The 22,242-nt window shown below is 61.1% G+C and carries 21 protein-coding genes and 2 pseudogenes; 12 read left to right on the top strand and 11 right to left on the bottom strand.

Going from position 1 to position 22,242, the window contains the following annotated elements; genetic code table 11:
• The 3 genes from AC15MQ_RS19825 (at position 1) to AC15MQ_RS19815 (ending at position 1,907) form a co-directional block, all read left to right on the top strand.
• Positions 1 to 456, top strand: a complete 456-nt coding sequence (locus AC15MQ_RS19825; protein ID WP_483081085.1) for a PaaI family thioesterase — start codon at positions 1 to 3, stop codon at positions 454 to 456.
• 61 nt (positions 457 to 517) lie between these two features.
• Entirely contained in the window at positions 518 to 1,003 is a 486-nt protein-coding gene (locus AC15MQ_RS19820; protein WP_332337272.1) for a BrnT family toxin, read from the top strand.
• 301 nt (positions 1,004 to 1,304) lie between these two features.
• Positions 1,305 to 1,907 (top strand): PEP-CTERM sorting domain-containing protein, encoded by a 603-nt coding sequence (locus AC15MQ_RS19815; RefSeq protein WP_350496499.1) that lies wholly within the window; start codon positions 1,305 to 1,307, stop codon positions 1,905 to 1,907.
• Positions 1,908 to 2,010: 103 nt separating this feature from the next.
• On the opposite strand, the gene AC15MQ_RS19810 is transcribed toward AC15MQ_RS19815, so the two are convergent.
• The 3 genes from AC15MQ_RS19810 to AC15MQ_RS19800 are packed head-to-tail and all read right to left on the bottom strand — an operon-like array spanning position 2,011 to position 4,918.
• Positions 2,011 to 2,292, bottom strand: coding sequence for a hypothetical protein (locus AC15MQ_RS19810; RefSeq protein WP_287664047.1), 282 nt, complete (start codon positions 2,290 to 2,292; stop codon positions 2,011 to 2,013).
• Complete coding sequence (locus AC15MQ_RS19805; RefSeq protein ID WP_287654240.1) at positions 2,273 to 2,659, bottom strand: hypothetical protein; 387 nt, start codon at positions 2,657 to 2,659, stop codon at positions 2,273 to 2,275. Before AC15MQ_RS19805 ends, AC15MQ_RS19810 begins: the two co-directional genes overlap by 20 nt.
• 15 nt (positions 2,660 to 2,674) lie before the next feature.
• A complete protein-coding gene (locus tag AC15MQ_RS19800; RefSeq protein ID WP_483081084.1) occupies positions 2,675 to 4,918 on the bottom strand; it encodes a hypothetical protein in 2,244 nt (747 codons plus the stop codon).
• A gap of 455 nt (positions 4,919 to 5,373) precedes the next feature.
• On the opposite strand from AC15MQ_RS19800, the pseudogene AC15MQ_RS19795 reads away from it, so the two are divergent.
• From AC15MQ_RS19795 to AC15MQ_RS19785, 3 genes and pseudogenes are all read left to right on the top strand, one after another.
• A pseudogene (locus tag AC15MQ_RS19795) lies at positions 5,374 to 6,165 on the top strand (DUF2235 domain-containing protein); the annotation flags it as partial.
• Between the two features lie 852 nt (positions 6,166 to 7,017).
• Positions 7,018 to 7,623 (top strand): glutathione transferase GstA, encoded by a 606-nt coding sequence (gene gstA, locus AC15MQ_RS19790; protein WP_287669093.1) that lies wholly within the window; start codon positions 7,018 to 7,020, stop codon positions 7,621 to 7,623.
• Between the two features lie 4 nt (positions 7,624 to 7,627).
• Complete coding sequence (locus AC15MQ_RS19785) at positions 7,628 to 10,132, top strand: ATP-binding protein (RefSeq protein ID WP_483081083.1); 2,505 nt, start codon at positions 7,628 to 7,630, stop codon at positions 10,130 to 10,132.
• Positions 10,133 to 10,197: 65 nt separating this feature from the next.
• Here AC15MQ_RS19785 and AC15MQ_RS19780 read toward each other — a convergent pair whose 3' ends face one another.
• The gene (locus AC15MQ_RS19780) at positions 10,198 to 10,992 is read right to left on the bottom strand and encodes a transglutaminase-like domain-containing protein (RefSeq protein WP_287654235.1); all 795 of its coding nucleotides are present in this window, start codon (positions 10,990 to 10,992) and stop codon (positions 10,198 to 10,200) included.
• 622 nt (positions 10,993 to 11,614) lie between these two features.
• On the opposite strand from AC15MQ_RS19780, the gene AC15MQ_RS19775 reads away from it, so the two are divergent.
• Positions 11,615 to 12,427, top strand: coding sequence for a transglutaminase-like domain-containing protein (locus AC15MQ_RS19775; RefSeq protein WP_287668959.1), 813 nt, complete (start codon positions 11,615 to 11,617; stop codon positions 12,425 to 12,427).
• Positions 12,424 to 13,146 carry a proteasome-type protease gene (locus AC15MQ_RS19770; RefSeq protein ID WP_483081082.1) on the top strand — a complete coding sequence of 241 codons (723 nt, stop codon included), beginning with the start codon at positions 12,424 to 12,426 and terminating at the stop codon, positions 13,144 to 13,146. Before AC15MQ_RS19775 ends, AC15MQ_RS19770 begins: the two co-directional genes overlap by 4 nt.
• A gap of 18 nt (positions 13,147 to 13,164) precedes the next feature.
• On the opposite strand, the gene AC15MQ_RS19765 is transcribed toward AC15MQ_RS19770, so the two are convergent.
• Positions 13,165 to 13,893 (bottom strand): N-formylglutamate amidohydrolase, encoded by a 729-nt coding sequence (locus AC15MQ_RS19765; protein ID WP_483081081.1) that lies wholly within the window; start codon positions 13,891 to 13,893, stop codon positions 13,165 to 13,167.
• Positions 13,894 to 13,924: 31 nt separating this feature from the next.
• Positions 13,925 to 14,794 carry an SHOCT domain-containing protein gene (locus AC15MQ_RS19760; protein WP_483081080.1) on the bottom strand — a complete coding sequence of 290 codons (870 nt, stop codon included), beginning with the start codon at positions 14,792 to 14,794 and terminating at the stop codon, positions 13,925 to 13,927.
• A 282-nt stretch (positions 14,795 to 15,076) separates the two neighbouring features.
• On the opposite strand from AC15MQ_RS19760, the gene AC15MQ_RS19755 reads away from it, so the two are divergent.
• Positions 15,077 to 16,336 carry an integrase gene (locus AC15MQ_RS19755; RefSeq protein WP_483081079.1) on the top strand — a complete coding sequence of 420 codons (1,260 nt, stop codon included), beginning with the start codon at positions 15,077 to 15,079 and terminating at the stop codon, positions 16,334 to 16,336.
• A 344-nt stretch (positions 16,337 to 16,680) separates the two neighbouring features.
• Positions 16,681 to 18,198 carry a MarR family transcriptional regulator gene (locus AC15MQ_RS19750; protein WP_332335740.1) on the top strand — a complete coding sequence of 506 codons (1,518 nt, stop codon included), beginning with the start codon at positions 16,681 to 16,683 and terminating at the stop codon, positions 18,196 to 18,198.
• Between the two features lie 155 nt (positions 18,199 to 18,353).
• On the opposite strand, the pseudogene AC15MQ_RS19745 reads toward AC15MQ_RS19750, so the two are convergent.
• The 4 genes and pseudogenes from AC15MQ_RS19745 to AC15MQ_RS19730 form a co-directional block, all read right to left on the bottom strand.
• Positions 18,354 to 18,560, bottom strand: a pseudogene (locus AC15MQ_RS19745) (hypothetical protein); the annotation flags it as partial.
• Positions 18,561 to 18,644: 84 nt separating this feature from the next.
• Positions 18,645 to 19,055 (bottom strand): type II toxin-antitoxin system VapC family toxin, encoded by a 411-nt coding sequence (locus tag AC15MQ_RS19740; protein WP_483081078.1) that lies wholly within the window; start codon positions 19,053 to 19,055, stop codon positions 18,645 to 18,647.
• A complete protein-coding gene (locus AC15MQ_RS19735) occupies positions 19,055 to 19,294 on the bottom strand; it encodes an AbrB/MazE/SpoVT family DNA-binding domain-containing protein (protein WP_483081077.1) in 240 nt (79 codons plus the stop codon). Before AC15MQ_RS19735 ends, AC15MQ_RS19740 begins: the two co-directional genes overlap by 1 nt.
• Positions 19,295 to 19,616: 322 nt before the next feature.
• Positions 19,617 to 20,087, bottom strand: a complete 471-nt coding sequence (locus AC15MQ_RS19730; protein ID WP_483081076.1) for a YbhB/YbcL family Raf kinase inhibitor-like protein — start codon at positions 20,085 to 20,087, stop codon at positions 19,617 to 19,619.
• Between the two features lie 135 nt (positions 20,088 to 20,222).
• Between AC15MQ_RS19730 and AC15MQ_RS19725 the strand changes: the two genes are divergently transcribed.
• Positions 20,223 to 20,441 (top strand): hypothetical protein, encoded by a 219-nt coding sequence (locus tag AC15MQ_RS19725; RefSeq protein WP_483081075.1) that lies wholly within the window; start codon positions 20,223 to 20,225, stop codon positions 20,439 to 20,441.
• Positions 20,442 to 20,592: 151 nt separating this feature from the next.
• The gene (locus AC15MQ_RS19720; RefSeq protein WP_483081074.1) at positions 20,593 to 20,754 is read left to right on the top strand and encodes a hypothetical protein; all 162 of its coding nucleotides are present in this window, start codon (positions 20,593 to 20,595) and stop codon (positions 20,752 to 20,754) included.
• 1 nt (position 20,755) lies between these two features.
• Here AC15MQ_RS19720 and AC15MQ_RS19715 read toward each other — a convergent pair whose 3' ends face one another.
• Entirely contained in the window at positions 20,756 to 21,976 is a 1,221-nt protein-coding gene (locus AC15MQ_RS19715) for an IS110 family RNA-guided transposase (RefSeq protein WP_483079949.1), read from the bottom strand.
• Positions 21,977 to 22,242: the final 266 nt, after the last annotated feature.

Here is a 22,242-nt window from a genome sequence, read left to right as displayed (position 1 = left end):
ATGCGCCGGCACATTCTGCGCCCGGAGTTCACGGTCGCCGCGCTCAACGCGCGCGGCCCCGGACATCTGCCCGGCTGGTTCGGCATCGTGATCACCGCCATCGAACCTGGGCGCTTGTCCGCCCGTTTACCGATCCGGCCCGAGATGCTGGCGCCGAACGGCTTCCTGCACGCCGCCACGGTGATAGCCCTCGCCGATACCAGCGCCGGTTACGCGACCTTCGCACACCTGCCGACAGGTGCCGACAGTTTCACGACCATCGAGCTGAAGACCAACTTCCTCGGCACGCTGACCGAAGGCGTCCTGCTATGCACGGCGACAGCAGTGCATAGCGGGCGAACGACGCAGGTCTGGGACGCCGAAGTGAGCAGTGAAGACGGCCGCCGTCTGGCCTTGTTCCGTTGCACGCAGATGGTGTTGTGGCCAAAGCCTGATTCGGCGCCAACCCGCAGCTGATGCGCGTCAAGGGTGATCGAGGGCCTCCGTCCACCGGTAGTTTCACCTCACAGGAACAACCATGTTCAACTATGAGTGGGATCATCACAAGGCCGCAGGCAACCTGCAGAAACATGGTGTGTCTTTCGACGAGGCAGTGAGTGTCTTTGCCGACCCGATGGCTCTGACCTTCGAGTCCGAACACCGCAGCCGGACCTACGGCATCTCCAGGAAAGGGCGCCTGCTGGTAGTGGTGCATACCGAGCGCCGCAACAAGCTGCGCATCATCAGCGCCGGCAAGGCGACACGCTATGAAGAAGCTTCGCCGCCAAAACCCGACCAGGGCAAGCCGGAACCGACCAGCGAGCAAGTCGGAGTGGGTGTGCGCGGCAAGTACTTCCGACCCCTGGCACAACGGAGCAATGGTCCGCCGGAAAGCCATGTGGTCGTCCTCGATCCCGAAATCCACAAGGCCTTTCCGACCTCCGAAGCGGTCAACAAAGCCTTGGCCGGCCTGCTCGCCCTCGTGCAGGAAACCCGCCGCCTGACCGCCCGCCACAAGCGATAGTACTGCACCAGCAGCGGCCTGTTGCGCGCCTGTTGAAGGACAGGCGCCAGTCTTCTGGTCACGATATCATGCAGATGCAGTCTCATCGCGCAAGCACGGCTTAACCCAAACACGCAACGTGGTGTCGACGAATTTTACAATCCGCGCAGCCCGTTTCGCCTTGCGGCGACTAAGGTCACGATATTTAGACATTTTCTTGATCGGCACGCTTGTTGCTTATAAATTGCCAAACCCGACCGGATAGTGTTTGGTTTGAAGTCTGAATCTTTCCCTGTTATCCCCCCTTTTCTGGGAGACCAAAATGACCAGCAATTTGAAAGCACTTGTCGTATCGCTCGCACTCGTCGGCGCGGCGGCTCCATGTTCGGCATCCGTCATCACCTTCGAAGGTTTTCCTGACCAGACCGTGTTCACCACCCAGGACTTCGGCTCGGGCGTCACTTTCGCCGGCGCCACCATCCTTTCGCTGCCCGGCAGCCTGAATCCCGCGTTTCCGCCCCATTCCGGTCACAACGTCGTCTACAACCCGATCGGGGCGATGACGCTCAATTTCACCACGGCCGTCGATTTCTTCAGCGGCTTCTTCACCTACAATCAGCCGCTGGTGATTCAGGCCTACGACAGCCTCAACAATCTTCTGGATACGGCCAACGGCGCTTGCACCGCCAATTACATCGGATCCGGTACGGGTTGCCTTGACAATGAGTTTCTGCAGGTCGACGCCATTGGCGCGATTGCGAAGGTTGTGATCGCCGGCGGTGGCGGCAACAACTTCACTCTCGACGATGCCGAGTTCACCGGTTCGCGCGATCCTGGCGTGCCGGAACCGGCGACCATGGCCATGCTGCTTGGCGGTCTGGGCGCTTTGGGGCTGAGCCGCCGTCGCCGCGCTGCTGCGCTCTAAGTAGCGGTTTGATTCTCGGAACCCGGCCGGCGCAAAATACGCCGGCCGGGTTTTTTTGCGTCCTGAAATGAAGCCAGGAGCCTTTATCAAGCAGTTTGCCCGCTCAGCAATCCGGCGCACTCACCCTCTTCAAAAGGGGCACCGCCGCCAAGCCAGGCGCGTCGCGCCCTTCGACTTCCAGCACAGCCATAGAGGCGGCAAAGCGATAGATCCGTCGGGAGAACATACCGCGCACGCTCAATGCGGTCTTGCCCAGATACTGAAAATGGACCGCTTCAGCCGCTGGTCGCTTCGTCGCCTGCCGCGACGTGCCGTCACCTGAACCGAGCGGTTTTGCCTGGCTTGGCTGCGCCAAAGCTGCACGATTATTTCCGCAGCAGCCCATCCGTTTCCTCCTCCGGTATCGCTGCATCTTCCGAATAAATGGCCGGCAGACTGCAAGCCTGTTCCCGGGCCAACAATCCGGCATGTACTCTTTCCACGAGGATGGCGGTCGCGGAAAGCGCCAACCACAGCAGAATCCACTCCCGCCAGTCGCCGCCAACGAGCCAAGCCGCCGGAGCGGCCGTCCACATGCTCAGGCAGTAGAAGCAGTCCAGCAGCTTCCCGAAAAAGCCCTCGCCCAGGAGGTGGCGCAGACGCACGCAAAGGTCAAAGGGCCCATCCTCGGCGTGCAGCAGGTGCGTCAGACGCCAAACCGCCAGCGTCGCGACGCCGAACAGAAACCAGGGAACACCATCCGTCTGCTGCATGCCGATGTCGCGACCTTATGAGCCGCGCTGAATCACCAGGTTGTACTGCAGCGGTCCGTAGTAACCCGGGTAATTGCTGCTGTGACCATCGGTGCGGCGCACGCTGGCGCTCAGGTTGAGGGTAAAGCTCGACAGCGTTTCGGTGGCCTCCAGCCAGGACACATTTCCGGGCGGGTTGAGTTGAACCGCGACGTAATCGTCCACGTCGGCATCCACGTCGACGCCGAAGAGCGTGCCGAACAGGTCCCCGCAGGGAGATGGGCCGGCCAGGTAGTCGAGATGCAGGGGATGAGCGGATGCCAGGTCTTCCAGCGGAAAGTTGGGGGTATTGCACTTGCTGACGCTCAGGGTGTAGGCGCCCAGGAAACCCTGACGCTGGACCGCCTTGAACTTCAGGTCAAGCGTCGCGTTCACCAACTCGCTGCCGGTCAGGGTAAATAAGGGGCACGGATTGGCGGTGACGGTTCCGATGGTCACGTCCTTGAAGTTCAACTCCGGGCCGGTATGGTCGACATAGAGCACGATGCTGTCCTGATACAGCGGTGCCGAGGTCACCGGATCGCTCCAGAGCTGGATCTGCTTGCCATCCGGACCATAGGCCTTCAGGCGGAACTGGACGCTACCCGGCCCACCCTGGTACGAATAGGCCCAACTGGGAATGATCGCCTTGATGAACCAGTCGGGGCCGGACCAGTCCATGTTGCCCTGGATGTTGTTATAGGCCAGGACATCCTGTTTGGGCTGCCCCTTGAGCAGTTCCAGGTTGTGGATGAAAGGACCGGCCTTGGTGGCCACCCACTCGTTCACGGTCGTCTTCCAGTTATCCAGCATCAGAGCTTCCTGATAGAGACTCCAGTTGGTCCAGCTGTTGTCTGGCCGCTTGGCGCGATATTCAATGGTGTAATGCGGCACCTGATCATACTTGCCGATGCAGGCACTCATGCGCAGGGCACCCCACCATGCCGCGCAGTGCGTCTGCGGGATGTCGATCTTCGAGGTGTCGGTGCAGGTCACGCGCCCGTCGGCATCCAGCGTGACGGTGGTTGCCTTGCCAACCGGGATGAAACCGATGTGCGAGATCGGCTTGCCATGACACCCGCTGGGGGTGTGCCAATAGCTTGACGGAATGCAGATGTTCAGGCGCTTGACCAGCGGCATATTCCAGCAAGGCGCGGTCTCGTAGGGAGTTCCCCCTGGCAAGGTGGCGCCGAGCACCTGCACGATCAGATCCGGCATGGCTTCGAGGACCTCATTCTCGCCGAGCGCGACATCGCTGTTGGTCTCGTCGATCAGTTGGGCCAAGGTGCGGCTGTAACGGAAGATGTAGTTTCCATTCCGGTCCGTGCTGGCCTGACCCAGCTCTTCGCGATTGCCCTCACCGGTGTACGGTCCGCCACCCAACTCCGCGAGCGTGCGGTCGTACTCCTGGAAACGCAGTGCCGCATTGACCAGTGATTCGGTCTGACAATTCCGGACGCCGATATCCAGCAGGCGGCCCAGGGCAACCTTGTCCAGACTGGCAATTTCGCTGACCGCCTGAGCCACCTCGACCGTACGCACCAGAACACGGCGGGCTTCAGCAGTAGCCGCAGTTTCGTTGTCTGTACCGGCTGCGCGTTCGTCCGGCACAATCCGCATCACTTGCGCCTTCTTCACCGGGGTATACGTCTTGCCCTGCACCGGAATGAGCACCGGCTTGTAAGCCTGACCGCTCAGCAGGGCGGCGGGCAGATCGGGTGGCGGGTCGGGCAGCGGAATGCGCTGGGCCGGGATGCTTTGCGGATACAACTGCTCGATCGCCTTGCGCAGGATCGGGAAGCGGCGAGCATTCGCGAGGGCCAGGGCGCTCTCGATGTAAATGTAACCGGGGTAACAGGGGTTGTAGGAGCACCCGCTGTACGTGCTCACGTGTCCATAGACCAGGAAGTCAGTCTCCGTGACCGGTGTCGAGAAGGTCAGGACCAGGTCATTGAAGTCCTTGTCTCCACCCCACACATCGTTGGACTGAAGATCAAATCGGTACTGTCCGGCAGACTTGCTGGGGAAGGTGATCTGGTATTCCGAGTCAGCCCAGGAGGAACCGCCGGGGTCGCTCTGGATCCGCACGGACCAGGTGCCGCCGGCGACCGGAACCGGCGCGTGCGGCGCCAGGTAGGTGCCATTGCCGCTGGCCGCTCCACTGATGATGAAACGCTGCGGGAAAGCGGCGTGTTTCTCCTTGACCGCGACGGTCCAGTTTCCGTGCATGATGAGAGGCATTTGTGACGCTCCTTTCTGAGCCCGCAAAGTGCAGGCCAGGTGTTGAGGGAAAAAATCAGCCAAGCGGCTCGCTCAAGGCCCACGGCGGATCCTTCCGGCTTCACGTTCCAGGTTGCGAGCGTGAAAAGGCATTGCCTGCTGCCGTATGGCGTCCATCATCTTCTCCTCCCACGTAGCGCTGTTCGGGAGTCTATCGCCCTGCTTGCCACATGGTATGGAAAAGCCATTAATTAAAAGCATTGTAGACGAGGATCGTGCAGGATCAAGCCGTTTCGCGAGACCGGAGCGACTGGCCAGACGTCCGGGCAGGATGACTCGTCGGAGGATTTGAGTCCCTTCGCTGACCCAAATCATATGACGAGCGGAGTATGCTTGTAGACCCGAAGACCAATGCCCGCCCAAAGTAAACTTTTCGCGAGCATCAGGTTACGACGCGCTGACAATGAGGAGAAGCGATGACCAGACAGATTGTTGTTTGCATGGATGGCACCTGGAACGACCCCATCGAGCAGACCAACGTGTACAGATTGTTCCAGATGCTGACCGGCGAGGAGCAGCAGGTCGAGGAAAATGGACCAATCCGTTCACATCTGGTGAAAAGTAGCGAGGAACTCATCGCCTTCTATCTCCAAAGCATCGGCAACGGTGGGCGGTCGCAGGGGCTGCTCGGCGGCACGCAGGGAATCGGTTTGCACGACAGCATGATCGACGCGTATCTGTTGATCTCGCAGGTGTATCAGCGCGGCGACAAGATCTGGCTTTTTGGTTTCTCGCGCGGCGCCTGGGCCGCCCGCAGTCTGGGGGCCTTCATTGCCCGCTCAGGCTTGATCCCGGCGGCAGATGCCGACGACGACAGTGCGGCCGACCAGGCCGAGAAGATCTGGCTGAACTACAAGGAAGATCGCGGCAAGAAGCGCGGCGGGCGATTCTGGAGGCATCACGACGAAACCCCGATTCGCATGATCGGCGTCTGGGATACCGTTGGAGAACTGGGCGTGCCGGTATTCAATGGCCTGCGCCTGGTCGACCGGGACGAACTCCGCTTCCTGAAATTCAGTGATTGCGAACTGAGTCCGCGCGTCGAGCACGCTCGCCAGGCGCTGGCTATCGACGAGGAGCGCGCCGACTTCGTACCGACGCTGTGGGACGAGCGCGAGGGGATCAAACAGGTCTGGTTCCCCGGCGCGCATGCCGATGTCGGGGGCGGCTACGAAAACCGCGGTCTCTCGGACATTGCGCTCGAATGGATGATGCAGGAGGTCAACAAGCTCGATGCCGACCTGTGGCTGTCGCCCAGCCAACTCAGCCAGGCACTGACCCCCGATTGCCTGCAGGACCGACACGACGAAACCCGTGGACCAGTTTGGCGAACACGGCCGAGCAAGGAACGCAAGATCCCCGAAGCTGCAGAACTCCACCCGAGTGTCCTGCAACGCTTGCAGGAGCGGGCCGACTATCGACCCAAGGCGCTGGAAGATCTTCCGGCATGCGCCGGTTTCTACCTGCAGGATGAGCCGCACCCCGAAGAAGAACTGCAGCAGGAACGGGAAGCCCTGCCCTTCCGGAAGCTGCCGGTTGATGGCTCGACGAGCTTCCCGGCGTATGCCCACAAATGGTGGAATGCCTCCGGCGTCGAGGTGGACGTGGGCGAAAGGTACCGCATCGAGGCCAGCGGCGCATGGATCGACAAGAAGGTCGCAGCTGGCGCCGAGGGCTATGAGTCGAAGGCGTGGTTCCTTCAACTCGCGGAAGGTAGCCGCCGCATGGAAGAACGCCCATGGTTTTCATTGATCGCGGCCATCCATCCGCGACCCGACCTGGAAGCGAACAACGTAGACTCGGAGAACATGCTCAGCGGTCTCATTGAAAGCGCCATCAACGGGGTCGCGCGCATCGACGACGAGAGCAGCCTGGTCGCCACTCCGAACGGCTGTGAAATCGAGATCATCGAACCGGGTTTCCTGTACTTCTTTGCCAACGACTCGTCCTTTTCCTACGGCAACAACAGCGGCTTCCTTACCGTCCAGGTGACCCGACTCCCATGGTCGACGGAAGTCGACCATAAACCGGCGCTGCTGCCGCAGTTGGTCCCCGGCAGCCTGGACGTCAAACTCTATTTCACTCCCGGAACCTGCTCGCTGGCACCTCATATTGCCCTGCGCGAGGCCGGTCTCGATTTCGACCTCGTCCGCGTCGATATCCGCCAACGCAAGCTCGCCGACGGCAGCGACTTTACCGCCATCAACCCCAAGGGCTACGTGCCGGTACTCGAACTTGACGACGGCGTTTGCCTCACCGAAGTCCCGGCCATCGTCCAGTACATCGCCGACCGCATGCCGGAGAGCGGTCTGGCGCCGCGACCCTATACGCTCGAACGCTACCAGTTGCAGGAGTGGCTGGGTTTCATCAACTCCGAACTGCATCAGGCCTTCGTTCCACTGTTCAAACCGGATACGCCCGAGGAGTACAAGCGGAGGGTCAGGGAGAACCTTGCCTCTCGGCTAAACTACGTGGCCGCACGTCTGCACGGCCAGCATTATCTGTTGGGCGATCAGTTCACGGTCGCCGACGGCTACTTGTTTACCGTCCTCCGCTGGGGCGGCGCAGTCGCCATTGACATCGGCCAGTGGCCAACGCTGCGCGCCTTCCAGGAACGCGTAGGCCAGCGACAAAGCGTTCTCGACGCTTTGTCGGCGGAATCCTGACAGAGTGATTCACAAGGACGGCATCGACTGGTTCTTGCCACCGCAGGCGCGTGCCAACGCAAGGCTTGCCGCGCACGGGAGAACGGTTGCGCGATCGCTGCTGACGATTTCCGGCGTTCTTTCGCTGGTGCTGGTGGTGTTCCTGCTCGTGCGCGACCGGCCCAGTGCGCTCGAACTGTCGGTCTTCGCTGCCGCGATGGTAACGCCGGTGCTGGCCGCGGTCTGCATCCGCTTTGCGCCCAACCCGACCGGCGTGCTCCTGCTGACGAATCTCGCAGGCATCGCCTATGTCGCCATCTGGGCCAGTGTGACCGGGGGCGTTCTGTCGGTGGCAATCCCCTGGCTGATTGCGCTGCTCGCGACGCTCGGAACCTTCGGCAAGGCGCGCGTTTTGCTCGTTGCCTTCGCCGCGGATGTTCTGGTTCTCGTCGGCCTCTATCTGGGGACCGCGAACGGCCTGCTGCAGCACAACCTGGTTCCGCCCGAGGAGGCCATGACGCTTGCGTTGATCGCACAACTTTCGTCGCTGGCCGTCGTCGCCATGGCCGCCCGGATCGTGGTGCGCGCCCGGGCGGCCGCCAAGGAAAGCGTCCGGCAAGGCGCGCAGCGCCTGCAACGCATCGTCGATGGCCTGCCGGCATCGATCGCCTATGCCGAGAAGAGGGATGGCGTTGCGCACTATTCGTTTGCCAACCGGCGCTTTGCCGAGCGCCTGGGGAAAACACCGGAGGAAGTCGCTGGCCTGGCCCTCGGTAACGCGACCGGCGAGGCAACGTATCCTCAGGACGAGTCCTTGTTGGAGAGGATGCATCGAGGAGAATATGTAGAATTTGACAATTCGTTTTCAATGGCTGATGGAATGACGAGATACGACCGCATGTACCTGGTCCCCGACTGGACCGAGGACGGCGCGGTACAAGGAGCCTACATCTTCGGGATCGACGACAGCGAACGCAAGCGGGCACTGCTCGCCCTTGAGGAAAGCCAGACGAAACTGGCCGAAGCACAGGCCATGGCGCACGTCGGCAACTGGGAATTCGATCTGCAGAGTGATCGCCTGGAGTGGAGCGACGAGGTCTACCGCATCTACGGACACGAACCTGGCAGCTTCGAGCCGTTTTTTCGCACCGCGTACCTGTCCGCCACGCATGTGGAAGACCGTCCAAGGCTCACCGAGGCACTCGAGCAGGTCCTGGCGACCGGCACACCGAAAGTATTGGAGCACCGCATCGTAAGACCAGACGGGATAGTGCGGACGGTCGAAATGCGCGCACAGGTCTTGCGCACCGATACCGCCGGCAACATAGCCAGACTGGTCGGCGTAGTGCAGGATGTCAGCGAGCGCAAGCGGATCGAAACGGAACTGATCGCCGCCAAGGAGGCCGCCGAATCGGCAAGCCGGGCGAAGTCGGCGTTCCTCGCGAACATGAGTCACGAGATCAGGACGCCGATGAACGGCGTGATCGGGGTGGCGGAACTGTTGCTGCGCGAGCCGCTGGATGAACAGGCGCGGCACTACGCGCAGACGATCCAGCGCTCTGGACGGACGCTGCTGGGGATCCTGGACGACGTGCTGGACCTCTCGAAAATCGAGGCCGGGAGGCTGGACCTGGAATCGGCGAGGTTTGATCTGCCGGAAATCGTCCGAGAAATGGACGACCTGTTTGGCGAGGTGGCGCGTGCCAAAGGGACAGGCATCCAGGTCACGGTGGCGCCCGAAGTGCCGCGCTGGGTATGCGGCGACATGGTTCGACTGCGGCAGGTGCTGCTCAATCTGGTGTCGAACGCGGTGAAGTTCTCCGCGCGAGGCACCATCGACATCGAGGTGCGCCGCGAAACCGGCGATACGGTGCGCTTCGCAGTCCGGGACATGGGTATTGGCATCGCGCCCGACAAACAGGAGCAGATCTTCGAAGCGTTCGCGCAGGCCGACGGTGGAACGACACGGCGCTTCGGTGGCACCGGCCTGGGTTTGTCGATCGCGCGTGAGTTGGTGCGCCTGATGGACGGAGAGATCGGCTTGCACAGCATACCGGGCGAAGGTTCATGCTTCTGGTTTCGGGTAAAGCTGCCGGCAATGCCAGCAGGGGCGGAGCGCCGCGACCACGTACCCGCCGGGTCTTTCGCGAACCGCAGGGTACTGGTGGCCGAGGACGAACCGGTGAACGCGGAGGTGACGCGGGCAATGCTCGTCTACTACGGGATCGACGTCGTCATGGCGAGGGACGGGGATCAGGCCGTGGCCGAGCACGCGCGCCAGCCCTTCGACCTGATCCTGATGGATTGCCAAATGCCGGGAATGGACGGGTTCGAGGCAACGCGGCGGATTCGAGACGCGGAGCACAGCAGCGGCCTGACACGCACACCCGTGGTCGCGCTCACCGCGCACGCGATGGCCGGCTACCGCGAGCAGTGCCTGCTAGCGGGCATGGACGATTATCTCGGCAAGCCCTTCCCGGCCGTCGCACTCGACGATATCCTCGGTCGCTGGATCACGGTGGGCACGTGACGCGTGCGTTGGCAACAATTGGCACGGCTGCAGCCACGTTGAGCGGCTGACTCACCCACGGCGGTTCAGGTGCCCGCTACGTCGTCACGCAGGACCCAAGCACTCAGGCCCACCACTTTCAGGTCACCATAATTGGAGATGAAGGCGACGTCGGCGGCATCACGTCCGTAAGCGACGACGATGCGCCCGCCGCGCGGCTGCTCCTGCGTCGCATCGAAGGTGTACCACCGGCCACCAAGGTAGGCCTCGAACCACGCGTGCAGGTCCATCGGATCGAGACCGTGGAGATAGCCCACGACCATCCGGGCCGGGATGCGGACACTGCGGCAGAGCGCGATGCCAACATGCGCAAAGTCGCGACAAACACCGGCGCCGCTTTCGAGCGTGTTGATGGCGTCGGTCGTCGGACCGCTGACACCATACACGTAGCTGATGTAACGGTGTATCCAGGCCCGGATCGCTTCGACCTGCGCATAACCCGGCGCCCAACCGGCAACCATCTGCTCGGCGCGCCCGGCCATCTTGTCGGAAGGACAATAGCGGCTCGGTAGCAGGAACAGCAGCACATCGTCCGGAACCGCAGCGATGGGCGTCGGTGGCGCGCCCCAATCGACGGTGATCGTATCCTCGGTCTCGACTGTCGCCTCGACCCGTAGACGCATCTGACCGCGCGGTACAACGAAGCGCAGACAGCGGTTGCCATAGGTATCGACGTATTCGGTGTTGTGCACCTGCGGCTCAAAGAGATAGGTTTCACTGGTGAGCCACTGTGCCACGCCGCTGCGCGGGCACAACATGCCCACCGCCGGGCAAGGGTCGGATGCTTCAAGGGTCATCTCGCAGCCCGCTTTGAGTCGCATGGAACCCGCATTCTCCAAGGGAAAACCGACTTCGATCGGTCAAGGTGACGTTGCGGCGTAGTGATGGGCAACGCCGCATTGAAAAGCCGCAGGTCTTTGGCGCCATACGGAGCGCACAACTATACAGGGCTTCTGACACGGCAGGGCTGCATTCAGGCAGCGACGCTGCCTGCTGGCGGACAACTACCGTGCTCGGGTCTGAGACTTCCCGTGCAGGCCGGACTGCGGCACTACCAGAACTCGAGTCGGGGCGGCATGGACTTTCGACCTTCACTCGACACCACCCGCGCTCTCCACCGTACTGGCCGGTCTCCCCGCAAAGCATCGTCCAGGAACGTCGGTCTGTTCGCTGCCGAACAGACCGACGCCTCCTGACCGGCAAGACTGTGCACTTGTCGCGAGGGAAGCCGCCTGACTGACCGGGTTGGTCGTTTCAGAGCAGGCGCGCCTGCAGGCCACCGTGTCTTGCCCGGATGCCGTTCCAACACCGGCAGCGCGTGCATTCTGCAGACCGTGTGGCGTCACGCCGGCAGAACGCAGCACGCGGCAGGACGTGGTTCGGTGACAGCAGCACGGCGCCCACCCGCAGGGGGTGACCGAATAACCAGGGTAAAGGAGGCACATGCAAATTCGCGTTGGTTTCGAAATGGCGTACCGGTGTCCGCAGCCGACACCCATGATCCTGGCGTTGAGCATCCACTATTCGCGTGCCTCCGATCTGGTGCGGCCCGATTATCTGGTGAGCAATCCTTCGGTACCCGTTGCCGCGTACCGGGATCTCTTCGGCAACTGGTGCAGTCGTCTCGTCGCACCGGCGGGTCACTTCGTGCTCAGCGCGGACGCGCTGGTGAACGATTCCGGCATGCCTGACGTCGTCGCTCCATGGGCCACGCAGACACCAGTCGAACACCTGCCGGAATCGACGCTGGTTTTCCTCCTTGGAAGCCGCTATTGCGAGACCGACCAGCTCTCCGAGATTGCCTGGCAGCAGTTTGGCTCGGGCCCGCCCGGCTGGGCGCGCGTACAGGCGATCTGCGATTTTGTACACCGACACATCGAGTTCGGGTACCAGCACGCACGCCGAACGCGTTCGGCGATGGAAGCCTACAACGAAAGACGCGGCGTGTGCCGCGATTTCGCGCACCTCGCCATCGCGTTCTGCCGCTGCATGAACATACCAGCGCGCTATTGCACCGGCTATCTGGGCGACTACGGTACCGAGCCTCCCTACGGGACCATGGATTTCGCGGGCTGGTTCGAGGCCTTCCTTGGCGACCGCTGGTACACCTTCGACGCGCGCAACAATACCCCACGAGTCGGTCGCGTGCTGATTGCTCGCGGCCGCGACGCCTGCGATGTCGCACTGGCCAGCACTTTCGGCCCGAACACGCTGGAGGGTTTCAGAGTCTGGACCGACGTGACCTCAGAGCAATGACGTACTGCGTGGGCGTCAAGCTCGAAGACGGTCTCATCTTCGCCAGCGACTCTCGCACCCATGCGGGCGTAGACAACTACGCCAAGTTCTGCAAGATGACCGTGTTCGAGAGCGCCGGCGATCGTGTGCTGGTATTGCTCAGTTCCGGCGGCCTGGCTGCGACACAAGCGGTGATCAACGTGCTGCGCAAACGCGCGTCCATTGCACCGCCGCATCTCTGGACGGTCACCTCGATGTTCGATGTAGCCAATCTGGTGGCCGACGCCATGCGCGACATCGAGCGCCGCGACAGCCCATTCCTGGAAACTGGCGGCCTCAAGTTCAACGCCTCATTCATTCTCGGAGGTCAGATCGCGGGTGAAGAGATGCGGCTCTTCCGTATCTATGCCGAGGGCAACTTCATCGAGGCTGGCAGCGATACGAACTTCCTGCAGACCGGTGAAGCCAAGTACGGCAAACCCATTCTCGACCTTGCTGTGACCCCGACGGCAACCCTGGAGAACGCCAGCAAGTGCGTGCTGGTCTCCTTCGACTCGACGATGCTCAGCAATCTGTCGGTGGGCATGCCGATCGACCTGCTTTGTTACGCGCGAGACAGCCTGAAGATCACCATGAAGCGACGCTTCGACACCGGCGACAGCTACTTCGAGACGCTCAAGCAGCACTGGATTGCCGGCACACGCAAGGTCTTCAGTGAGTTGCCGCCACTACAATGGTGACACCAGACACGCGCCCTCTCATCCCGAGCAGTGTTCCGGCTCGATGCACAGCGCGGCCGCGAGCGAGTCGACCAGGTGGCGACGCAGCATCGTCCAGGCCGATCCCCCGCGCTGCACAAAGCGCTGGTTGACTTCGAGTTCGACGCCGATGTATGCATGATCCGGATGGCGTTTGCGCAACAGCGATGCGAGGCCGTCGCTGCGACCCTGATAGGGATAGTTGCGACGCAACCGGAGCGCGGGCGCGCGTTGTGCGAGTTCCGCCTGCCAGCGTTGCGCCAGCGCGGATTCCCGGACTCGCCTGGGGTCGTACAGCCAGGCCACGTCGGCACACCGGACAACACCGTTGAGCTGTGGGGTGAAACTGTGTGAGGCAATATGGATCACCTGTTCCCCATCGGCAATGTGCCGGGCGATCTCGCATTCGACAGCGTCCCGGTGCGGCCGATAGTGTCTGGCGACGATTTCCTGTCGCTGCAGACGTGCAAGCCCGCTCGTGACCTCGGAAAAGAGGTGGCGGTGACCCATCGACCGGTTCAGGTCGACCAGCAGGCGGGTGGTCATCGAGGCGTAGAACGGCGCGGCGAATGCCTTGGCGATCTGCCGCCCCAGTTGGAATGCGCCGGCATCCCAACCGCGGTGGCTTTCCAGCAATCCCTCGTGACCGGCAAAGTTGGCCGCGTAGGCCGCCGGCACTTCATGTCCGCCGTGCTCACAGCTGACCACGAGGCAACAAGTCTTGTTCACCGCTTTGCCGGCAACCGCAAACCACAGGATGTCAAATGCGGCTCAACAATTCTGCCTTCTTGGCTGAGAACTCCTCGTCACTGAGGATGCCCTTGGCCCTGAGGTCGGCCAGTCTTTCAATCACCGCGAAGACATCCTGTTCTCGACCAGTCGGTGCCGCCGCCTGCGATGCGCTGCTCGGCTGCTGTGTACTTGCCGGAGTCGCCGCTGACCGTGGTGACTGACCTGTGGACCAGACCACCGGCAGGCTCGCGACATCGATCAAGCCATACTGGCTGGCGAAGCTCAGCGTGCCGCCGACCGACTGCTGCTGCGAAAAACCGCCGATCTGGTGATCGAGCGTGTCATAGACGGTGACCGTGCCGCCGACATCGATCGCCAACCGTTGCGCCTGCGCGAAGTAGGCATAGCGCACGCCGTTCTGCGCACCGGTACTGTTCGGTTCAAGCAGGTTTTCGGGCCACCAGTTGCCGGAGGTACCGGGCACGGGTGACACGAACAGGCTCACCGGACCCATGGACCCTGCGCCGCCCTGCTGGCGCACGCCGGAGAAAGCGCCCGATGGTTGCGCAGGATTGCAAGTTCCCTGGCTACCCTGGGTTTGCGACTGGAAGCTGCCGCTGCGGACCAGATCCGGCTGCGCCGCGACCAGGTTCGACAGTTCGTTGCACAATCCGTCGACGCGCGCTTTGAGGTAGTTGTCGAAGATGTCCGACACCATGACCATGCCACCACGCATCCACTGACCCGATCCGGAGAATTCGGGATGAGAGAACTGCGCCATGCTGCCATTGCCGTTGATCACTGCTTCGAGCATGCACTGCACGGCATGGGTGCTGAAGCCATGACGCTGTGAAATGTCGCTGATGGCGTGCTGGCCACTGGGGGAAAGCTGTCGCATCGAGAGCCCTTGACTTGTTGCCGACACGCTTGGAATGAATTCGGCGGCAAAGTGAAAACGGAGAGTACGTCACCACGAAGGTAAGCGTGCTGTAAATGGTGAAGCCGTGCGAACGGTAGTGTTCGAGTGTACGCCTTCGTCGCACACTGCGCAAAATTGAGCCTTGTCCAACGTGGTATGAGCCTGAACGAGGAGCGTCTTTCCAACCAGGGATGAGCCTGAAGAATAGAAATTGGGGGGGAAATGAGGTGTGGGTTGATCATCGCAAGGATGGTGATCCACATGAACGAAGCACGGCTGACGACGATCGAGCAGATCGAGGCGTTTCTCAGCGCCAGCACCTCGATAGAGTTTTCGGCGGCAGGCGGCGATAGCGAGCGGTATGAGCACATCAGTCGCGTGCTCACCCGCTTTGACTACCCCGGTCGCAAGAAGCGCGAGCGTGGTGTACTGCTGAGGTACCTGCAGCACACCAGTGGCTACAGTCGGGCGCAGGTCACGCGTCTGGTCACCCGGTGGCAGCGTAACCGCCTGGCTGCGGTCCCCTTGGCCAAACGCTACCGTGCCCCTGCTGCGCCCTTTGCGCGCAAATACACCGCCCTCGATGTGGCGTTGCTCGTCGAGATGGACCAGGCTCATGAAGACGTCTGCGGGCCGGCCATTGCGCACCTTCTGCAACGGGCTTACCGGGACTATAGCGATCCCCGCTATGAGCGCCTGGCCACGCTGTCCGTCTCGCATCTGTACAACCTACGCAAGAGCGCCGGCTATCAGGCCCAGCGCAGGAACTTCACCAAGACCCGCCCGGTGTGCAACGCGATTGGCGTGCGCAAAGCCCCCGGCCCCGAGGGACGCGCCGGCTTTGTGCGCATCGATACCGTTCACCAGGGCGATCAGGACGGCGTCAAGGGCGTCTATCACATCACCTGCGTCGATGCCGTCAGTCAGTGGCAGGTCGAGGCGTGCGTGCAGGGCATCAGCGAGGCCTTCTTGTTGCCCGTGCTGGCCTTGATCATCGACCAGTTCCCGTTCGTCATCGTCGGATTTCACTCCGACAACGGCTCCGAGTACATCAACCATCACGTCGCGAAGCTGCTGGAGAAACTGCGCATCGAGCAAACCAAGTCACGCTCTCGGCACAGCAACGACAACGCCCTGGCCGAGAGCAAGAATGCCAGCGTGGTACGCAGGCACATGGGCTACGATCATATCCCGCAGGCGTATGCCAAACCGATCAACGCATTCTACCAGGAAACGTTCAATCCCTGGCTCAATCTGCATCGCCCGTGCCTGTTCGCGACCTCGATTACCAATGACAAGGGCAAGACCGTCAAGCGCTACAAGCCTCAGGATGTGAAGACGCCGCTCGAACGTTTGGTCCAGTTGGCGGCGCAAGACCTGCTCACCTTCCAGCCAGGTGTCACCTTGGCAGCCTTGCAGGCTCAGGCCAAGTCACAAACCGATCTGGCTGCCGCCCAGGCCATGCAACGCGCCAAACGCGAACTCTTTGCCGGCTTCGTCAAGCCCAAGCGCCGAGCCTGACACGGACCCCCGACGATGCCACCCAACGACTGCCGCGCTCCGCTTGCCAGACGGACGAATGGCTGCGCCATCTGCCCGCCGGAAGCCCTGCGGGCAGCAAAGCGTACCACCGGAATAAATATCCTTTACCCCCAAGATCAAAACCAACCCGTCAGGATCATCTCAACGCCCCTCGGCGGAATCCGTTAGACTTCCCTTTTCAACCCCTCAACCCACATCACCGCGTCACCCATTCCGTTGCTCGTTCAGGCTCATACCTGAATTGGAAAATACTAAGCCGGCGAAGCCGGAACCAAACAGGTTGAGATTTCTGTCATAGCCCAAACGGAAAAGCGGAGGCGACCATGACACAGATGCTGACCGATCGCTATCACGAGCGGCTTGCCGGAACACTCTCCTGCTACGACCGGATCGTGATTACGGGCACGTTGCCGGGCGCGTGCTACGCGGCGGGGATGACGAGTTTTCTCAATGCCCGGCACATTCGCATTTTTGACTACCCGCGCTTTGCCGAACCGCTGCGTGATCGCATTCGTGAAGCCGCACAGGCTTTGGCGACCGCGCAGGGAGCGCGAATCGAGCACGTGGCCAAGGCGCACATCCGCAAGGAAGACCTCGTTGCCGCGGTGCTCAAGGACCGTGGGGATCATCCAGGATTGGTGCATGTGCTCTCCGCCATGGAAGCCTGTGACGCCTACGAACCCTGGCACGACAAGCAAAGTCACCAAACCTTTCTGCGCCATACCTCGGGCAAGTGCCTGCACTACTACTTCTACTGGATGGACGAAACCCTCGGACTGATCTACCTGCGCGTGCCGACGTGGAGTCCATTCCGGCTGCAGTTCTACTGCAATGGCCACAGTCGGTTGGCACACTCGCTGACAACGGCAGGTATCGACTACGCGATGGCGGACAATGCGTTCATCCGTATCACCGATTGGGAACGGGCGCAGCAACTCGCGGACGCCTTCTCGCCAGACACCCTGCATGCGCTTCTGGACCACTACGCCGAGCAGTGCTGCCCAATTCTGGATGTCTTCGGACAGTCTTATCACTGGAGCCTGATGCAGGTCGAATACTCTACCGATCTGGTGTTCCGCTCCGACGCCATCCTGAAGTCGCTCTACGAGGAACTCTCCCGGCAGGCCATCTTCTCGGTCAAGGCCGAGCAGGTCGCCAGTTTCCTGGGCAAGAAGATCACGCCGCAACTGGCACAGGAACTCGGCAGCCGCTTCACGACGCGTATCGAGGGCACCTGCATCAAGCACCATTTTGGCAAGGTATCGGTCAAGATGTACGACAAGTTCAACCGTGTGCTGCGCCTGGAAACCACGACCAACAACGTTTCCTTCTTCAAGCACCACCGCAAGGTGGAACATCGGGATGGTCACGAGTCGCGCGAGATCGCCCCCCTCCGAAAGACCATCTACAGCCTGATCGACTTGCGCGAGATCCTGCTCGGCTGTAACCGCCGCTACCTCGAATACCTCTCCGCACTCGACGACTTTTCCGCCGGCGATCGTAACCTGCATCGGCTGGTCAACCCCAAGACGGTCAACGGCCATACCCTCAAGGGCTTCAATTTCTTCGATGCCACTCAGCAGGCCCTGCTGCGGGCGCTTCAGCGTCCCGAGTTCAACATCCGTGGCATCCGCCGTGCCGACCTCGTCCCCTTCTTGCGCCAGATCTCGCCGGCCAGCATCACGCGCCAGCTTTGGCGCCTGCGCCAGTTCGGTCTCATCAAGAAAGTCGTTCATGGCTATCGCTACTACCTGACCCGTCTGGGCCGCTCGACCATCGCCGCCGCTTGTCGAATCACTGAACAAACCATCGTCCCGGCTCTCGCCCACGCTACCCCGTAACTGAATCTGCTCAGGAAATGTAAAGATCTGAGTCATAAGTGACTAATTGCGCGCCGGAATTTTCCCTGCAGACCAGCGGCTCGACCACTGCCTCTGATGTCATTTCTGTTGATCTGCCTATGACCTTCAAGCTGCGGGGTGGGCGCAAGGTGATCCTATAGCCGGATGGGACGCAGGGCAACCCGGCGCCGATGGCTACGATGATCAAGGCGATATCCAGGGCGTTTCGCTGGCTGGAGCAAAAAAGTGCGACCGTCGTTCTGCCACTGCTCCCAGGCCGAGCGCAACGATACCGCCTCGCCATTGCTGTCGGTGGCGATGGCTGCGGCAATGCGCTTCACGGACAGCGGAATCGAGACATCAGAATTTCCCATGGAAACGGACCGGGCAACCAATGCTCCGTAGCCAACACGTATTCCCCGCTTGCCGCATTCGCTGATCGACGGTTACGCGAATCCCTCCGGGGCGATCAGCACCACGCTGGGAAAATACGAGGAGTATCGTCGTGTGTCCCTGGTCAGAACGGGATAGCCTGACACTGCGGCGTGCGCCCCGATAAAGAAATCGCCAAGGACATTGATCTTGGTACCCGCTTGTCCCCGGTAACGTACAAACGCTTTGCCGGCGAGAAACAGGGCTGGGCGCGGTGTCTCAATCATGACCAGGCCGAGGTCGTCGAGGGCCTGATCCAGGGCTTCCACCGTCGAGAAGGTCAGCGAAAGTTCGGAGTAGATGATCGGGTTGATTGCCAGCCGATGAATCTTCGACTGGGCACGCAATTGATGAGTCGACCAGTCGGCCCATTCTGGATCGTCCTCCAGAACGTCGACCAGCACGTTGGTGTCGACCAACAGCATCAGCCCTCGCCGCGCAGCAGAGCCATCAAGTCGTCGGTTCGCCACTTTACGTCAGCCTTGCCCCGAGCGACATCGAAACGGTCGGGCTGACGGCTCGAACAGGCGCCAACCTTGTGGATCACCACATCGCCAACGCGATTGACAGCGAAGTCTACAGAGCAGCCCGGTACCAGATTGAGGGCCTCGCGAATCTGCTTGGGGATGGTGACTTGTCCTTTGCTGGTGAGTGTCGTCGACATGGCAAATCTCCTGTGTATTACACATGATTGCATTGTAATACCTTTGCGTGGTGGCGTGATGGACGGCAATGTCATTTCTGTTGATCTGCCCATGACCTTCAAGCTGCGGGGTAGGCGCAAGGTGATCCTATTGCCGGTTGCAGTTTGGTATTGAGGTGGGGCGGTGAGTTCGGATTTGCCGCCGGGAAGATGTCGCTTACAATTCCCATGGGAACCGACCGCCAGCGCTTGAGTCCAGCGACCTTTCTCTGCCGCTATAGGCTTGCGGTTGAGGCCTCGACACAAAACGTGATGATTCGCAATAGCTCCCTGCAAAGCGAGATCAACGATCCTTTTGATAGGTGCCGACCAACTGTGCTTCCGCAACGATATGCCCCTTGATGGCCTGCTCCAGGGTCTTCTTGGTCGGTTTTTTCAAGTCGGGCAACACAACGTCAAGAGCGTAAAGCTTGTGGAAGTAACGGTGCCGACCGATGGGAGGACAGGGGCCGCCGTAACCAGTGCGCTGCCAGTCGTTCAGTCCATCCAGCGTGCCTGCGGGTAACGAATGCACGGCCTCGGTCAGCCCGATGCTGGTAACAGGCAGGTTATACAGCACCCAATGAACCCAGGTCATGCGTGGCGCTGCGGGATCTGGCGCATCAGGATCGTCTATAATCAATGCCAGACTCTTTGCGCCAGCAGGAATGCCACTCCATGCCAGCGGTGGAGAAATATCCTTGCCCTCGCAGGTGTACAGCTTTGGGATCGACCCGTTGTGTTCGAACGTACTTGAAGTGATGGTCATGTCCACGATCTTATCTCCAGCTTGAGTGGTTGCCGCCAAGGCAGCGGACCGACAACAAATTGTGCCAAAACGGATGTCAGAAAAAAGATAGGCGATTTCAGCAGGCTACACATTGTGATACCTCACCGAAAGCCGACTCTGTTGAAGTGGCTGAAAGGTTTCTTCCTTCCCCGAGCCAAGTTACCTCCAGAAGTCCAGCGAGCCAAGGAAGTCATCGCGGCCATAGACGCAGGAGGTATGCCATTGAATCCTGCAACGATCAACGCGATCGCACGCAACCTGGGGCTTGAGGTGCCAAGAACAGCTTTGGTCAACGACACGATCCAGCGCATTCGAATGGCTGTTCAACGGAGTCAATAGTAGGGTCTTGGTGTGCCAAGGTAAAGGGTTGGGGCGCTGGTGGCCATTCCCGGCCCATCACCCACCAGACATTTCGCTCACTCCGTAGCCAACACGTTTCCCCCGCTTGCCGCAGCTTACTGATCGACTGTCCCTCCGGTAAAATACGGCCGTGAACAAATCCGAGCGCATCACGGCGATCGCCGCCGGCTTTCTTGAGATCGTTTCCATGGATATCGAGGCAACGATCTCGGTTATTTTTAATGTGAAAGAACCCAGTCTCCAAGCGCACGGGTACCTGACCGCGAGCGGTCATGGAGATCGGTTGTCGTGAATCAAGCGGCTGCGGGGATGAAGCCGAAGCGAGTTAGCGCCTTGATCCAGCGAGAGGCGTTGCGCTGCACGGAGAGCTGCTCATAGTTGGTGGCGGAATCCCGGTAATGTTCGCCACGCTTGAGCATGAAAAAAATGGTGCGCAACATTTTGTGAGCCAAAGCGACGATGGCGCGTTTGTGACCACGACGAACGATCAACGACTGGAACTTGGCCTGGAACGCCGATTTTGTGCGGCTGGCGGCGTGAGCGAACTCACAGAGGAGTCGGCGGACGTAGGGATTGCCCTTGCGGACGCGTCCCGATTTGCGCTTCCCGGCCGACTCGTTGTTGCCCGGACAGAGGCCAACCCAGGAGGCTAGGCGGTCCGAGGTGCCGAAGACGCTCATGTCGCTGCCGATCTCGACGAGCAGCATGGCGGCGCCGATGAGATCGACGCCAGGTAAGGTTTGCAGCAGGGCGAGCGCATTGTGCTCGCTCGCCAATTCGGCGAGCAGGCGGGCGTCGAAACGGGCGATGCGCGCTTCGAGTTCCTCGATATGCCGCAATAGTTCGTCAAGAACGAACACGTGACTCGCGGTCAATTCGCCCTGCAGGGCATCGTGCAATTCCTCGCGGCTGGCTTTGAGACGTCGACTGGCGAGTTGAAGAACCTCATGCGGAGCCTGCCCCCGGAGAATCCCCTTGATCATCGCGCGTGCCGACTGACCATGGATATCGCTGACCACCACGCCCAGACGGATGCCGGCATCGGTCAGCACTTTGTGCATGCGGTTCTTCTCGGACGAGAGCAGCCCGACGAGCTTCTGCCGTTGCCGGGCGATCAGACGCAGTTCGCGCAGTTGGGCCGGCGGCACGAAAGACCCTCGGAGCAGACCGGCTCGCGCCAGGGTGGCCAGCCACTGGGCATCTCCAACATCCGTCTTGCGTCCCGGCACCTGCTTGACGTGACGGGCATTGACCACCGTCGCCCGGATACCGACCGCCTCCAGCGCCGCATACGGACTCTTCCAGTAGATGCCCGTGCTTTCCATGACGACTTCGTCCGGATCAAGCGCCGCCGCCCAGACCGCCAGCTCCCGCCGGTCCCGTTTGAACGCGCCAAATTGCCGCTGCTCGAGTCGTGTCTCGCCGCCCGATTCCTCGATGATCGCGCACGCCGTGACCTGGGCCTGATGAATATCCAGCCCAATGACCCGCTTGTGGATCGGAACCAGTTCCATACCGTCTCCTTTCGCCATAAACTTGAACGCGGGAGGCGGTGGGTGCCAGAACCGAAATTGCCTGAAGGCGACAGGTCGCCAACGGCCCTTTTAATGTGTGCGCTCGATGGCAGCAATCCGGGGTACGAGTCGGTTCAGCGGGTCACGTTAGCTTGCGGGGTCGAGCCGCCAAAATGTTGCGCGACCTCTACCCGCCGCTTCCCAACCCGCATCTTCTTTCATCATCCGGGGCGGCGGCAACTGCAATGACCGTTAGCCGGGGTCGG

It is taken from the genome of Candidatus Accumulibacter propinquus (assembly GCF_056856495.1).
Note: the sequence above shows the minus strand (reverse complement) of the source record. Positions and strands in the feature narration are given on the sequence as shown.

Coding starts and splice junctions, on each gene's coding strand:
- AC15MQ_RS19825 (WP_483081085.1), top strand. CDS start 1: ATGCGCCGGCACATTCTGCGCCCGGAGTTCACGGTCGCCGCGCTCAAC.
- AC15MQ_RS19820 (WP_332337272.1), top strand. CDS start 518: ATGTTCAACTATGAGTGGGATCATCACAAGGCCGCAGGCAACCTGCAG.
- AC15MQ_RS19815 (WP_350496499.1), top strand. CDS start 1,305: ATGACCAGCAATTTGAAAGCACTTGTCGTATCGCTCGCACTCGTCGGC.
- AC15MQ_RS19810 (WP_287664047.1), bottom strand. CDS start 2,292: ATGGGCTGCTGCGGAAATAATCGTGCAGCTTTGGCGCAGCCAAGCCAG.
- AC15MQ_RS19805 (WP_287654240.1), bottom strand. CDS start 2,659: ATGCAGCAGACGGATGGTGTTCCCTGGTTTCTGTTCGGCGTCGCGACG.
- AC15MQ_RS19800 (WP_483081084.1), bottom strand. CDS start 4,918: ATGCCTCTCATCATGCACGGAAACTGGACCGTCGCGGTCAAGGAGAAA.
- AC15MQ_RS19780 (WP_287654235.1), bottom strand. CDS start 10,992: ATGCGACTCAAAGCGGGCTGCGAGATGACCCTTGAAGCATCCGACCCT.
- AC15MQ_RS19775 (WP_287668959.1), top strand. CDS start 11,615: ATGCAAATTCGCGTTGGTTTCGAAATGGCGTACCGGTGTCCGCAGCCG.
- AC15MQ_RS19770 (WP_483081082.1), top strand. CDS start 12,424: ATGACGTACTGCGTGGGCGTCAAGCTCGAAGACGGTCTCATCTTCGCC.
- AC15MQ_RS19760 (WP_483081080.1), bottom strand. CDS start 14,794: ATGCGACAGCTTTCCCCCAGTGGCCAGCACGCCATCAGCGACATTTCA.
- AC15MQ_RS19755 (WP_483081079.1), top strand. CDS start 15,077: ATGAACGAAGCACGGCTGACGACGATCGAGCAGATCGAGGCGTTTCTC.
- AC15MQ_RS19750 (WP_332335740.1), top strand. CDS start 16,681: ATGACACAGATGCTGACCGATCGCTATCACGAGCGGCTTGCCGGAACA.
- AC15MQ_RS19740 (WP_483081078.1), bottom strand. CDS start 19,055: ATGCTGTTGGTCGACACCAACGTGCTGGTCGACGTTCTGGAGGACGAT.
- AC15MQ_RS19735 (WP_483081077.1), bottom strand. CDS start 19,294: ATGTCGACGACACTCACCAGCAAAGGACAAGTCACCATCCCCAAGCAG.
- AC15MQ_RS19715 (WP_483079949.1), bottom strand. CDS start 21,976: ATGGAACTGGTTCCGATCCACAAGCGGGTCATTGGGCTGGATATTCAT.